General features: G+C 64.6%; 17 protein-coding genes. 9 read left to right on the top strand and 8 right to left on the bottom strand.

The window, feature by feature from the left end; genetic code table 11:
- The first annotated feature begins 8 nt into the window (after window positions 1-8).
- On the top strand, window positions 9-251 hold the full coding sequence (locus IVB31_RS22190) for a cytochrome C oxidase subunit IV family protein (protein WP_247327365.1): 243 nt from the start codon (window positions 9-11) through the stop codon (window positions 249-251).
- 200 nt (window positions 252-451) lie between these two features.
- On the opposite strand, the gene IVB31_RS22185 is transcribed toward IVB31_RS22190, so the two are convergent.
- The gene (locus tag IVB31_RS22185; protein WP_247327355.1) at window positions 452-934 is read right to left on the bottom strand and encodes a PRC-barrel domain-containing protein; all 483 of its coding nucleotides are present in this window, start codon (window positions 932-934) and stop codon (window positions 452-454) included.
- A gap of 276 nt (window positions 935-1,210) precedes the next feature.
- Between IVB31_RS22185 and IVB31_RS22180 the strand changes: the two genes are divergently transcribed.
- Both IVB31_RS22180 and IVB31_RS22175 read left to right on the top strand, forming a co-directional pair.
- The gene (locus IVB31_RS22180; protein ID WP_247327353.1) at window positions 1,211-1,372 is read left to right on the top strand and encodes a hypothetical protein; all 162 of its coding nucleotides are present in this window, start codon (window positions 1,211-1,213) and stop codon (window positions 1,370-1,372) included.
- Window positions 1,373-1,407: 35 nt separating this feature from the next.
- A complete protein-coding gene (locus tag IVB31_RS22175) occupies window positions 1,408-1,587 on the top strand; it encodes a hypothetical protein (protein WP_247327352.1) in 180 nt (59 codons plus the stop codon).
- 217 nt (window positions 1,588-1,804) lie between these two features.
- Here IVB31_RS22175 and IVB31_RS22170 read toward each other — a convergent pair whose 3' ends face one another.
- Window positions 1,805-3,502, bottom strand: coding sequence for a HAMP domain-containing methyl-accepting chemotaxis protein (locus tag IVB31_RS22170; RefSeq protein WP_247327350.1), 1,698 nt, complete (start codon window positions 3,500-3,502; stop codon window positions 1,805-1,807).
- Between the two features lie 246 nt (window positions 3,503-3,748).
- Between IVB31_RS22170 and IVB31_RS22165 the strand changes: the two genes are divergently transcribed.
- Window positions 3,749-3,940 carry a hypothetical protein gene (locus IVB31_RS22165; protein WP_247327348.1) on the top strand — a complete coding sequence of 64 codons (192 nt, stop codon included), beginning with the start codon at window positions 3,749-3,751 and terminating at the stop codon, window positions 3,938-3,940.
- Between the two features lie 5 nt (window positions 3,941-3,945).
- On the opposite strand, the gene IVB31_RS22160 is transcribed toward IVB31_RS22165, so the two are convergent.
- Window positions 3,946-4,110: a hypothetical protein gene (locus IVB31_RS22160; protein ID WP_247327346.1), complete on the bottom strand. Its 165-nt coding sequence runs from the start codon at window positions 4,108-4,110 to the stop codon at window positions 3,946-3,948.
- Between the two features lie 102 nt (window positions 4,111-4,212).
- Between IVB31_RS22160 and IVB31_RS22155 the strand changes: the two genes are divergently transcribed.
- Both IVB31_RS22155 and IVB31_RS22150 read left to right on the top strand, forming a co-directional pair.
- On the top strand, window positions 4,213-4,581 hold the full coding sequence (locus tag IVB31_RS22155; RefSeq protein ID WP_247327344.1) for a hypothetical protein: 369 nt from the start codon (window positions 4,213-4,215) through the stop codon (window positions 4,579-4,581).
- Window positions 4,582-4,884: 303 nt separating this feature from the next.
- Window positions 4,885-5,139 (top strand): hypothetical protein, encoded by a 255-nt coding sequence (locus tag IVB31_RS22150; RefSeq protein ID WP_247327341.1) that lies wholly within the window; start codon window positions 4,885-4,887, stop codon window positions 5,137-5,139.
- Between the two features lie 39 nt (window positions 5,140-5,178).
- Here the strand turns inward: IVB31_RS22150 and IVB31_RS22145 are convergent, their stop codons facing one another.
- The 4 genes from IVB31_RS22145 to IVB31_RS22130 all read right to left on the bottom strand — a co-directional run bounded on the left by IVB31_RS22145 (window position 5,179) and on the right by IVB31_RS22130 (window position 7,802).
- Window positions 5,179-5,421 (bottom strand): DUF6719 family protein, encoded by a 243-nt coding sequence (locus tag IVB31_RS22145; RefSeq protein WP_247327326.1) that lies wholly within the window; start codon window positions 5,419-5,421, stop codon window positions 5,179-5,181.
- A gap of 280 nt (window positions 5,422-5,701) precedes the next feature.
- Entirely contained in the window at window positions 5,702-6,409 is a 708-nt protein-coding gene (locus IVB31_RS22140; RefSeq protein ID WP_247327322.1) for an outer membrane protein, read from the bottom strand.
- 286 nt (window positions 6,410-6,695) lie between these two features.
- Window positions 6,696-7,091: a hypothetical protein gene (locus tag IVB31_RS22135; protein ID WP_247327695.1), complete on the bottom strand. Its 396-nt coding sequence runs from the start codon at window positions 7,089-7,091 to the stop codon at window positions 6,696-6,698.
- Between the two features lie 297 nt (window positions 7,092-7,388).
- Window positions 7,389-7,802: a hypothetical protein gene (locus IVB31_RS22130; protein WP_247327320.1), complete on the bottom strand. Its 414-nt coding sequence runs from the start codon at window positions 7,800-7,802 to the stop codon at window positions 7,389-7,391.
- A 251-nt stretch (window positions 7,803-8,053) separates the two neighbouring features.
- Here IVB31_RS22130 and IVB31_RS22125 point away from each other — a divergent pair, with 251 nt between their 5' ends.
- Both IVB31_RS22125 and IVB31_RS22120 read left to right on the top strand, forming a co-directional pair.
- Window positions 8,054-8,596 (top strand): tetratricopeptide repeat protein, encoded by a 543-nt coding sequence (locus tag IVB31_RS22125; protein WP_247327316.1) that lies wholly within the window; start codon window positions 8,054-8,056, stop codon window positions 8,594-8,596.
- Window positions 8,597-8,704: 108 nt separating this feature from the next.
- A complete protein-coding gene (locus IVB31_RS22120; RefSeq protein ID WP_247327313.1) occupies window positions 8,705-10,093 on the top strand; it encodes a serine hydrolase domain-containing protein in 1,389 nt (462 codons plus the stop codon).
- On the opposite strand, the gene IVB31_RS22115 is transcribed toward IVB31_RS22120, so the two are convergent.
- Window positions 10,080-11,645 carry a peptidase S10 gene (locus tag IVB31_RS22115; protein ID WP_247327308.1) on the bottom strand — a complete coding sequence of 522 codons (1,566 nt, stop codon included), beginning with the start codon at window positions 11,643-11,645 and terminating at the stop codon, window positions 10,080-10,082. The genes IVB31_RS22120 and IVB31_RS22115 overlap by 14 nt on opposite strands.
- A gap of 253 nt (window positions 11,646-11,898) precedes the next feature.
- Between IVB31_RS22115 and IVB31_RS22110 the strand changes: the two genes are divergently transcribed.
- Window positions 11,899-12,678: an NAD kinase gene (locus IVB31_RS22110; protein ID WP_247327305.1), complete on the top strand. Its 780-nt coding sequence runs from the start codon at window positions 11,899-11,901 to the stop codon at window positions 12,676-12,678.
- Window positions 12,679-12,728: the final 50 nt, after the last annotated feature.

Raw genomic sequence — 12,728 nt, 5'->3', positions numbered from 1 at the left:
GGAACCTCTTGATCTGGGCAGCGCTCCTCGCACTCCTCCTGCTCAGCCTCGTCGTCGCCTATGTTCCCATGGGCCGAATGACAACAGCCAGCGGCATCATCATTGCGGGGGTGAAATCGACCCTCGTCGTCTTGCTCTTCATGCAACTCGCCTCAGCGAAGCCGCTGATCCGGATCGCGGCGATCTCGGGGCTTGTTTTCGTGATCGCGATGTTCGCATTGACCTTCGCTGATGTTCTCGTACGCATCTAACGCACGGGAGCACTCACTTTTGGGTACCTTCTGCTACCCCGCACGCAGTGAAGCGCTCTGGTGCAGCCACCTTCGAACGCAAGCTTGGGAGAGGAGAACTTTCGCTGCGCTCAAAAAGGTGACTGCACCAGTTCGCTCGTGAAGCCATGCGCCTCTCCGTGAGGCACACCGCCGGGGACCATCAGGCGGACGTTGGTGGTTCACGAGTTCTGAAACTCCTTCATATCGAGCCGCAGACCGGCTTTGTTTGCTTGCTCTGCTGTGACGTAAGGCAGACCATAATAGCTTAGGTTCGGGCTCCATCGCCCCGTTTGGCCCGGGTAAGGGAAGGCATAGGTGCCCCCGCCAACGGACGCCTCGCGGGATATCACAACCGCCGCGAGCTTTCCGCCGCTGTCGAAAACGAGGTCGGAGACATAGCCATAGCCTTGGCCTGCCTGCAGCCGCGCATAATCTCCGATGACCTTGGAGACCGAGAATTCGTGCGGCTCTGCTTGGGCCTGATCAGGGTCAACAAAGAGGCCGTATTCTCGCGACCTCAAATCGGAAAAGTCGGCCACGATAGCTCCTTCGGGAAGCGGGCGCAGCACCCGGTTGAAAGGAATTCGGGAGATGAACTCCGGCTCATCCTTCGTTCTGAAGCCTTCGACGAGCAAAGAATCAATCTGCCCGTCGTCTGCCAAGGTCACGTTCCGGACGGCCCTGCGTCTCCGCTTTGGATTGACCTTACGATCGTCGACGGCTCCGCAGAATTATGATGCAGACGACCCTCGAAGGTGATTGATTGATTTAAGTCAATCTGGAACTCATCGAGCGCCAAATGATGGCGCGGTGCCTGTTTCCTGATGCGGCATCACCTACGGAAGCAGGCACTCCCAATGATCGGAGAAAGCCTATGTTTCGATATGCTCTCATTGGCCTCGCCGCAGTCATTCTTTCCATCGCAAGCCTAGTTCCCGATGACGCGCTCGCCCGTGGCGGACGTGGAGGAGGTGGCGGCTTTCGTGGTGGCGGAGGAGGATTTCACGGTGGCGGCTTTCATGCTGGTGGGCACCGAGGTGGTGCGGTGCACGCTGGCCGTTATGGCGGCGGCCGTGCACACGTGGCCAATCGAATGGTGAGGCATCCATACGCACGCACAGCCGCTCGTGCAGGCGTGTACCGCGGCGCTGCCTATCGTGGCGGTGTCTACCGTGGCTATCGTGGATACGGCGCTGCGGCGGTCGGAGCCGCCGCGGTAGGCGCGGCCGCGTATGGCAGCTACGGCTATTACAACAATAGCTGCTATTACAATTCCTACGGCGCTTGGGTCTGCCCCGGCCAGTATGGATATTGACGCGGCAAAGAACGTCCGGCGGCGGTAGGAAAAAGTTTTACCGCCGCCCTCCTGTTTCTATCCGTGACGCGGTCAGCCCGGATCACCGGGGCTGGCGCCGCGCCCGCTGCTGAGCAGCTAAGCCCGCAACTGGCTAAACCCTCGGCTTCAGCGATGGCGAGCGCTTGGTTTGCTGCGAGCGCTATAGCGCGCGGCGGACGGACGCCGCCGCGCAGACTTAACCGGCGCGCACGGTGCGGAGGAATTTCCCGACTTCGTCCTTCAGCCGGTTGCTGTCGGTCGCCAGCATCTTGGCGGTGGAGAGCACCTGCGAGGAGGCCGAGCCGGTCTCGGCCGCGCCGCGCTGCACGTCGGTGATGTTGGTGGAGACCTGCTGGGTACCGCGCGCGGCCTGCTGCACGTTGCGCGAGATCTCCTGGGTCGCGGCGCCCTGCTCCTCGACGGCGGCTGCGATGGTCGAGGAGACCTCCGACAGCCGCTCGATGGTCGCGGAGATGTCGCGGATCGCGTTGACGGATTCCTGGGTCGCGGTCTGGATGCCGGAAATCTGCTGGCTGATCTCGCCGGTCGCTCTCGCGGTCTGCTCGGCAAGCGTCTTCACCTCGGACGCAACGACCGCGAAGCCGCGGCCTGCCTCGCCGGCACGTGCCGCCTCGATCGTGGCGTTGAGCGCCAGAAGATTGGTCTGGCCCGCAATGGTGTTGATCAGCTCGACGACGTCGCCGATGCGCGTGGCCGCAACCGAGAGCTCGCTGACGCGCTCCGTCGTGGTGCGGGCCTGGGTGACGGCTTCGCCCGCCATGCGCGCGGATTCCTGCACCTGCCGGCTGATCTCGTTGACCGAGGAGGACAGCTCCTCCGTGGCGGTGGCAACCGACTGCACGTTGCCGGTGGCTTCACCCGAGGCGACGGCAACGACCGAGGTCAGCTCCTGCGCGCGCTGCGCGGTGCTGGCCAGCGTCGAGGACGACGCTTCGAGCTCGGTGGACGCCGAACCCACCGTCTCGATGATCTCGCCAACCGCCCGTTCGAAGCCATCGGCAAGTTTGACCATGTCGGCCTTGTGCTGCTCGGCGGCCTGACGCTCGACTTCGACCTGGGCGACCTTGAGGCGCTCGACCTCGAGCCCGTTGGTCTTGAAGATTTCGACCGTCCTGGCCATGTCGCCGATCTCGTCGCGCCGGTCCTTCTCGGGCACCTCGGTCTTGAGATCGTTGCGGGCAAGGCCCTCCATGGCGAGCTTGAGGCGGGCAATCGGCCGAGACATCGCATTGAGGCCGATGAACAGCGCGATCGCGATGCCCACGATCAGGCCGCCGGCGCTGACGCCGATCACGGTCCAGGTCGCGGATCTGGCGTCGCGGTTGATGGCGTCCTTGCGCTTGGAAACTGCCTGGGCCGTCTCGGTCACGAACTGGACGATGCGTGCGAGAGCCGCGTCCATCACCGGGTCGCACTCCTTGTGCGCACGATCGGCCGCCTTGGCATTCTCTTCCGGGGTGCTTGCCTGCGAGCCCGCCTTCAGTACCGGATCACAGCCGGCGAACACCGCCTTCAATTGATCGCCGATGCTCTTGATCTGGCTCGCGCGCGCCGGATCGTCCTGCTCCGCCGCGTCCAGGAATTGACGGATTTCATCGCGGTTCTGGGTCGCCGTCTTGAGGCGGTTGGCGTTGCCCGCCTCCGTCGCCTCGGTGAGCACCGCATAGAGCGCCGCATGATAGGTCTCGGCGCGGCGCTGGGCCCGCGTCAGGTTGAGCGCCGAGGACTGCGAGGCGGCGAGCTCGCTGAACCCGTCCACGGTCGCGGAGAGTTCGTGCGCGCCGAAGGTAGCGACAGCGATCATCGCACAGCCCATTACGGCCACGATCAGCGCGACCTTCGACACGATTTTCAGATTGTTCAAAACGCTCATCGCAGCCGTCCCAATGGTTTTCGCCGACGCATAATCCCAGCGTCGTGCATTGGAACCGGCGGATGTTAAGATTTGATACCAAATGTCCCGGGTCGTATTACGGAAAAATAACCTTCTGACGCCCCGGCGTAAGCCTGGCGTAAGGTTCGGCCCGGCCGGGTGGCGATCCCGGTCAGGGCCGGCGCGGAACCGCTCGCCGGCGTCAGCCGTTGTCAGTCCATGCGGATCAGAGAAGAAAACCGAAACATGTTTCTGCTGGCGACAGTGACGCTGTGCTGTGGCGCCGTGGCCGGCACAGTTGCGCTGTTCGAACTGACACCGGGGCCGGCTCCGGCAAAGCAGATGGCCGAACGGGCGGCGATCGACGTGGCCGCTCCGGCACCGGTTCGGGTGGTCGGGGCGCCGTTCGAGCCCAACCTCAATCCGCGGGAGCGATAGCGCGCTCACGTCGGCGAGACCTCCGCGCCCTCCTCGGACCCGCCTTGGGCGCGCGCCAATTCCTCCACGAACGTGATCACCTCTGCCCGTTGCTCGGGCGACAGCGACAGGAACGCGCGGACGAGCCTCAAGCCCTGCGCTTCCTCCGAATGGTCGACTTTGGCATCCATTCCTCACTGTCGGGCGGTCGGGAAAAATATGCAATCCCCCTCCAGGCACCTTCTTGATTCGGCCCGCCAGCTTTGCTGAAATAGCCACAACAAAGGTGCCCCATGAAGTGGATCAGGGAACGCGACGCGCTCATCGCGCAGACATTGGCCTTCGTCCAATCGGTAACCGGCAAAAAGGATGATCTCCATCCTCCGGAGACCCCGATGGCAGTGGCGGCCGCGTCGGTGGAGATCGTCTCGGTCAAGACCGTCGTCGGGATCGAGCCGCTCCAGCCCGCTCCGCCGCCACAGCCCTCACCTGTCCCGCCGCCGCGCTACGACGTCCGCACCGAGATCCAGGACCGCATCGCCAATTTCCGCAAGCATCAGGAGCGGTTCGAGCGCGAACGCGAGGAATATTGCGCGGCCACCCTGACCAAGGTGCGCGCCGCCATCCGCGACGCCTCCCCCCGTCCACCGGCTGGAAAATAAAGCCGGGTCTCTCCTCGCGGGCCTAGAGCCAGGACCACACCAGCCAGAGATTGGCCGCGCAGGCGCCGAAAAGCGCCAGCGTCAGGGGCAGCAGCATGTGCCCGCAAGAGGTTTTCAGGTCGGTCCTCATGGCCGAAAACATCCGCTGATTCCGCCAAACGAGTCCCAAGGATTCTTTTTTCGGGATTCAGGACTCGTTAAGGACTCAGGGCCCGGCACCTTGATCACGGCCGCGTGATCGGCCCGCCGGCCGGAACCGCTGCCCCCCGCAAGTCGTTAACGCGTTTTCCGGGAGCGGGAAGAATGCCCTACGCCCTGTTCTGCAACGACGCCCAGATCAGCAAGGCCTATCCTGAAGAGTCCGACGTCTGGAAGCTCGCGCAGCTAAGCGGCCTGGTCGTGGATGTCAGTGCCGATGACGATCGCCATGGGCCACGCCGGGTGCTCGACAATGATTACGAGATCAAGCCGTGCCGTGCGGCCAAGGGCGAGGACCCCGCCAAGAACAAGGCCGAGGCGGATCGACAGTCCAGGATGGAGCTTGAGCTGAATTCGTAGGATCCGGCTGCAAGCCGGGCAAAGCGAGAGCCGGGAACCTCAGGGCGTCGCGGTCGCGAGCGAGGCCTGCTCGCCCGCCAAGGCCACGCAGGCCTTCCGGCGATGCAGCCCACGGATCGCGCCGGTGACCTTCAGCACCTTCCCGGAGGGGCAAGCAGCGTCCTTGACGAAGGCCACCTCATAGGGTGCCAACATCAGAGGCTCGGATTTGAGGATTGTTTGGGCAGAGCACGGCAGACAGGCGAAGAACGAGAGCACCACTGCCGACACCAAGATACGCATGTCCGTCGTCCCACCAGCCCGGTAATTCTCATATAACGCGTTGCGGAGCACGAGTTCCGTAAGTCGCAAAAATTATTTTTGCTTTACGCCGGCTCCATGACGCGCGTGAGAAGACGCGCGCCGGATCGTTTGCTTGCAAATGACGCGCCAGATGGTTCACGCATTGCAAACAGACGCTGGCAATCGGAGGCTGGCAGACCGGATGCTGGCAGACCCGGGCTGGCAAACGAAGGCCAGCGGGAAGCCGGCCTTTGTCAGATCATGAGTTGCCGCTGGTGGCTCAGTAGCGCGAGGCTGACGGTCCGCCCCAGCCGAAGCGATAGTTCACGCCGACCTTGACGGTATGCTCGTCTTCCCGTCCGCGGACGCCGACGATATCGGCGGGCCCGGAGGTGAAGGTCGTGCTGCCAAAGTTGTAGTACTGGTACTCGGCCTTGGCGGACCAGTTCGGCGCGAACATGTATTCGAGGCCGGCGCCGACGGTGTAGCCGTCCTTGCTGTTCCCGGTGGTGGTGAAGCCTTGCGGCACGCCGGCGACGTTGACGCCGAGGCCGCCATTGCGCCAGGCGTAACCGCCCTTGGCGTAGAGCAGCGCCGGTCCCCAGGTGTAGCCGAGGCGACCGGTCACCGACCCGATCTGGTCGGTGTTGGAGGTCACCTGCGTGCCCAGCGGGAACGTGACACCGTTGTTGTTGGTCGGCAGCCAGGAATACTGGGCCTCGATGCCCACCACCCAATTGGGCGCGAACTGGTAGTCGAAGCCGCCCTGCACGCCGCCCAGGAAGCGCGCGTCGCTCGACTGGAAGCTGCTGTCGCCGGCAAACGCGCCGCCGACATGGCCGCCGATGTAGAAACCGGTCCAGTTGTAGATCACCTGCGGCGGCGTATAGGCCGGCGCCTTGGTGTAGGTGCGCGGCTGCATGTCGGCTGCGGCGGCTGGCGCCGCCAGCGCAAGCAGAGCGACCGCGCCCAGCAAAATCGTCTTCATGGTCATCCCCGTTCTTTCATTTACGACACTCAGGAAACAACGTGGCGTGAATTGGGTTGCTTCGCGGCGATGCCGGAACGTTGATCGTTCGTAACTGTGACGGAGCGGCAACAACGCGATTTTGTTCCGTCCCGTGGCCTCGGACCGACAGATTTGTCGTTCGGCAAGACCTGCCGTAATGATTCGTCACAAAGCGAAACCACCCCGTTCAACGCTCGCCGAAATGTGATCCAGCAGCTCCGCCGGCCTCTGTCCTACCACTTTGGCGATGAAGGCGGACTTTGCGCTACCGCGTCATCTTTTCCAGTTCCGGAAAGGGTACGTAAACCGCGCCCGCGCAGAGCTCGCTCGTCCGATCGACGACGCGGTCCGCCCGGCCGTTGACGAAGATGACGGCGCGTTCCCGCATGGCCTTGTAGGTGCCGTCGGTCTCGCGCGGGGTGAAGTGCAGGCAGCTGACATAGAATTGCCGGCCGCCAACCTCGCGTTGCACCGGCTCGGCCATGCTGGCCTCGCGCACGCCGACGGGGTTGTTCAGATAGCTGCGCATCAAGGCCAGCGTATCGCTGCGAAAACTGTCGGGAAACGGCTGCGGTCCCCCGGCCTGGGTCCCGTCCATCAGGGTTGGACGGTCGCCGTCGCTGCCGAAACATGCCGCGAGCGCCAACGGTAAAGCCAGGATCAATGCCAGGCGCACCGCTTGTTTCGCCAATCGCCCCACAGCTCACGCTCTCCGCTCAATCAGACCAGAGCTGTTCTAGCTCCTGGGTTGCGCGAAGGGAATTCGGTCCTGCGCGCACGCCTTGGGACAACAAGCCTTATGTGACAACGAGCCTTGGCGGACAACGAGCCTTCGGACAACGCACCGGCCCGCCGCCGGAGCCTGCGCTTTCACGCAGGCGCCAAGACGACGGGCCGGGCCTGAACTCCTCACGCGGCGGCGGGGCAATGCTTGGATGCCGCCGCGCGGGATCAGTCGTTAGCTGCGCTTCTCGATGCTCGCCGGCTTGGTCATGTCCGGCTGCGACTTCAGCGACTTCCGGGCCGACAGATGCTTGTGGTGATGGCGATGCGTGCGCACGGTCTTGTGCTCGTCCGGCGTGACCGCGGCGTTGGCGTTCATCGCCTTCGACTTGGTATCCACCTTGGCGCCCGCCTTGGCGTCGGAAGTCTTGAGGTCGGAAGTCTTGGCAGCGGAAGCCTTGATATCAGAAGCCTTGGCATCCGCCTTGAGGCCGGCGTCGGGTTTCGCGGCGGTGGCCGACGCCTTGGTCTGGCTCTGGTCCGCCTTGATGACCGGCGTGGTCGTGGTGGTCTTGCCGGAATCGGTGGCGAAGGCAGGGGCTGCGATCACGGAAGCTGCGAGCAAGGCTGCGGAAATGGTCTTCAACATGGTCGGTCTCCTCTTGAAAGGATCTCGAGGCGGCACCCTCTCGCCTACCCTTCGATCGTAGGTGGGAGCCTAGGGGCTGCGCGCTGAACCCAGTCTGAAGCCCCCGACGGGCTTCCGTTCATCTCGATGACAAGTTTGTCATGTGCGGCAGGGCGAATAGACCGGGCCGGCCGGGAATGTTTTTGTGCGCCGGGTGTTCCGGTCTCTGGGCAATCGTGTAGGATCGCCACGCTTCATACGGGAGAACTCAGATGCGCAAACTCTCAATGCTTCTGCTGCCGGGACTTGTTTCCATGGCGCTGGCGGCCGGGCCGGTGCTGACCAGCGCCTATGCCGCTGGCAGCGACGAGCCCTCGTCACCGCCAAAGTCGGACACCTCGACCAAAAAGGGCAAGAAGAAGAGCTCCTCCGTCAGCGATCCGAAATTCCTCGCGGCTTATCGCACCGCCTACACCACGATCTACGACAACAACAACTACACCGGCGCGATCGACCAGCTGAAGTCGCTCAAGCGCGACGACGTCGCCGACGTCGCCAATTTGATCGGCTACTCCTATCGCAAGCTCGGCGACTACCAGTCGTCGAAGGTCTATTACGAGCTGGCGCTGAAGGACGATCCCAACCACGTCCGCACCTGGCAGTATTACGGTCTCTGGCAACTCGAGCAGGGCAACCGCGAACAGGCGCAATATCATTTGAACAAGATCGCCTCGCTCGCCGGCACCGACAGCTCCGCGTATCGCTCGCTTGCCGCGGCGCTCGACAAGCCGACCGGCGCGACCCTCGTGTACTGAAGACATCGCATCTTCGAATGAAGCGAACGGGCACAACCGCAGGGTTGTGCCCGTTCTGCGTTCTCGGCTAGCCTCGCGACACTACTCTACCCCCCAAATTGGTGCGCAATGGACATTTGGCTGCGATCCGCGATCGACTACATCGGCTCCTGGATCGAATTCCAGCAGACGACGTTCCAACAGCCCGGCGTCATCGTCGCATTCGCCCATCGCGGCGAGATCGTCGCCGAGCACGCGTTCGGCCTCGCCAATCTCGACACCGGTGAGAAGCTCACCCCGCGCCACCGCTTCCGCATCGCCTCGCATTCGAAGAGCTTCACCGCGGCCGGCATCATGAAGCTGCGCGAGCAGCGCAAGCTCCGGCTCGACGACACGATCGGCCAATATGTCGGCGGCCTGCATCCTGGCGTCGCCGAGACGACGATCGCGCAGGTGCTCTCGCACAGCGCCGGGCTGACGCGCGACGGCGCCGATTCCGGTCAGTTCATCGACAGCCGTCCCTATCTCAACGCCAAGGAGCTGCGTGCGGAGTTGAAGCTGCCGACCGCGATCGAGCCCGGCACGCGCTTCAAATATTCCAATCACGGCTTTGGCCTGATCGGTCTCGCCATCGAGGCCGTGACCAAGGAGCCCTACCCGGTCTGGATCAAGCGCGAGATCGTCGAGCCCGCGGGCCTGCGCGAGACCGAGCCCGACGCACCGCTGCCCAAGGGCGCGTCGTTCGCGCGCGGTCACACCCGCAAGCTGCCGTACGGAGAGCGATGCGTGATCCCCGGCGACAATCCCGCGCATGCCATGGCATCCGCCGCCGGCTTCGTCGCGACCGCCGCCGATACGGCCCGCTTCTTCGCGCAGCTGGCGCCCAATGCGAAAAAGAGCGTGCTGTCGGTCGCGGGCCGCCGCGAGATGACGCGAAACCATTGGCGCGTTCCGCAAAGCTTCGAGGCCTATTACGGCCTGGGCGTCAACGCCGGCAAGACCGACGGCTGGGACTGGTTCGGCCATGGCGGCGGCCTTCAGGGTTACATCTCCCGGACCTGCTCCATCCCCGCTTGCGAGCTCGCGATCAGCATCCTCAGCAACTCCATCGACGGCGCGGCGCCGTTCTGGATGGACGGTGCGATGCAGATCCTGCGCGTCTTCAAGACACGCGGCGCACCCGACCGGCGCGTGCGCGACTGGTCCGGTCGCTGGTGGACAATCTGGGGCGCGAGCGACCTCGTGCCGGCCGGCAACCGCGTGTTGGTCGCCAATCCCCAGTTCAACAACCCGTTCATGGATGCCGCCGAGATCGAGGTCACCGGCCGCGACACCGGCAAGATCGTCTGGGCCGCCGGCTATTCCAGCCACGGCGAGCCGGTCCGCCGCGTTCGCGACAAGCGCGGCAAGGTCAGCGACATCTGGATTGCGGGGGCCAACGTGAAGCCGGAGCGCGTCGTGGCGCGCGAGATTGCGCGGAGATATAAGCCGCGCAAACGCCCGCCTACTCCCGAATGAGAGTTTCGACCTCGCTCCGAAGGGCCTGTCGCGAGCCGTCGCGCGAATAGAACATGTGGCCGCCGGGATAGACCACGAATTTCACCCGCTGCGTCGCGAAGGGCGGCAACTGGTCGAGCACCCGCTTCGATCCGAAATAGGGCGTGGCGAGATCGAACAGGCCGTGCGCGACCAGCACGTTCAGCTTCGCATCTGTGGCGAGGATCTGGCGCAGCTCGGATACCGACTGCGGCGGATTGATGCCGCGGCCGAAATCCCACTGGCCCTCGACGGCGCCATTCAGAACCTCGTAGGAGCCGTCCGGCCGCCAGTTGAGTTTTCGCGAGAGCACGTCGACCGCGGCACTCGTCAGCGGCGCCTGCAGCGCATCGCCCGAGGCATCGCCGAAACGGGAGTTGCCCGAGTCCGGGTAGGGATCGAAGCCGCGCACCGATCCATCGTAACGTCCCGTCACCTTGCCGCCTCTGCGATCGAATTCGCGGCGAAATTCGCCGACGTCGAAGCGGCCCGCGAGCCTGCGGCTCACCGCCTGATCGATGCCGATGAGCTCGGCGACCTTGTCGGCGAGACGGTTGGTGGCCTCCTTGTCCGCCTCGCCCTTGACGAGATCGGCCAGGAATTCGCCGCGCGCGTAAGCCTCGACATCGGCGAGATCGGCGCGCTTGACCGGGCCTCTGGCCTCGCGCGCCACCGCGACATAGCTCGGCAGCGTCGCGACATATTGCAGAAGGCTGGTGCCGGTGAACTCGCGGAAATCCAGGAGCGGCGACACCAGGATCAATCCCCTGACGCCGACGCCATGCTGGAGCTGCAACTGACGCACCACTTTCGGGCCGCGAATGCCGCCATAGCTCTCGCCCGCGACGTATTTCGGCGAGGTGAGCCGGTCGTGCTTCTCCAGCCAGCGGCGGATCACCAGCGCGATCGAGTTGACGTCGCCGTCGACGGAGTAGAAGGATTTTCGCGCGTCCTCGCTGCTCGCAACGAACCGGCTGTAGCCGGTGCTGACGGGATCGATGAAGACGAGATCGGTGAAGTCGAGCCAGGTCTCCGCGTTCGGCCTCACCTCGGGCGAGGCGGAGGGCGACAGAGCTTCGCCGTCCAGCGGCAGCCGCCACGGACCCGCAGCGCCGAACTGCAGCCATGCCGAGGAGGCGCCGGGCCCGCCGTTGAACAGGACCGTCACGGGGCGCGTCGCGCGGTCGGCACCGTCGAGCTCATAGGACGTATAGGCGATGTCGGCCAATGGCTCGCCCTTGCCGTCGAACACGCGGATCGAGCCGGCGGTCGCGGTGAAGTTGAGGGTGCGGCCGGGAAGATCGAGCGTCTGCTTCGTTGTGGAATCCAGCGGAAGACGGTGCAGCTCGGCCGACGATGAATTCTGCGATGCGTTTTGCGCGCCACCGCCGCGTCCGCCCTTCTGTCCGGCTGGCGCCGCCGTTTCGGCACGCGGCTGCGGCGGATCGTCCGCGCGCGCAAATCCCGCGAACGCGACAGCCGACACCGCCAGCACCAGGGTGGCGCGGCGGAGCGCCGGCAAACTCATGACCATGATCGTTCTCCCGGCCCGGCTCCGCGAGCCGGTGTATCAAAAGGTTAGCGAGGAATTGCGACGGTTTGGGGGATCACGGGCGGGCGGAGCCTGAAGAGCCCGGACGGGCAAAATCGACCCGGTTTCCCTCGCCAAATCGGGATCGACAGTCGGCGGTTTGCCCCGAAGGGCGGTCATCCTCGACAATCGAGGTCCAGGTCGTATAGACGAGCCCGGCGGAACTTTCTCCAGCCAGCGGCCTGCCCCGGAAGCCATGACCAAACCAGCGCGATACGACCGGATCGCCTTCGTCGCCAGCCCGAGCAGCGAGGCGCAAGCGGCCTTCGGCCAGCTCACCAGCGACTATGGCAATTGCGATCCGAACGAGGCCGATATTGTGGTGGCGCTCGGCGGCGACGGGCTGATGCTCCAGACGCTGCACCAGCACATGCACACCGGAAAGCCGATCTACGGCATGCACCGCGGCACCGTCGGCTTCCTGATGAACGAGTACTCGACGGTCGATCTTCGTGCGCGCCTCGAGGCGGCGCATGAGTCCGAGATCAACCCGCTGCTGATGCGGGCTACCGACGCCAGCGACCGCGTCCACCTGCACCACGCCATCAACGAAGTCGCCCTGTTCCGGCAGACCTATCAGGCCGCGCGCCTGCGGATCCTGATCGACGAGCGCGAACGCATGACCGAGCTGATTGCCGACGGCATCATGGTGGCAACGCCGGCCGGCTCGACCGCCTACAATCTGTCCGCCCAGGGCCCGATCCTGCCGATCAACGCCGCGCTGCTGGCGCTGACGCCGATCAGCGCCTTCCGCCCGCGCCGCTGGCGCGGCGCGCTGCTGCCGAACACGGCTTATGTCGTGATCGAGGTGCTGGAGGGCGACAAGCGCCCCGTGGCGGCGGTCGCCGATCACGACGAGGTGCGCGACGTCCGCCGCGTCGAGGTCCTGTCCGACAGGACCATCTCGATGCGCATGCTGTTCGACCCCGGTCACAGCCTGGAAGAGCGCATTCTGCGCGAGCAGTTCGGCTCCTGAGCGCCTCGCCGGACTGCCGATCGCAACCCTTCGTTAACTCCCGGCGAGAT

It is taken from the genome of Bradyrhizobium sp. 21, from assembly GCF_023073335.1.
Classification (GTDB): Bacteria; Pseudomonadota; Alphaproteobacteria; order Rhizobiales; family Xanthobacteraceae; genus Bradyrhizobium.
Note: the sequence above shows the minus strand (reverse complement) of the source record. Positions and strands in the feature narration are given on the sequence as shown.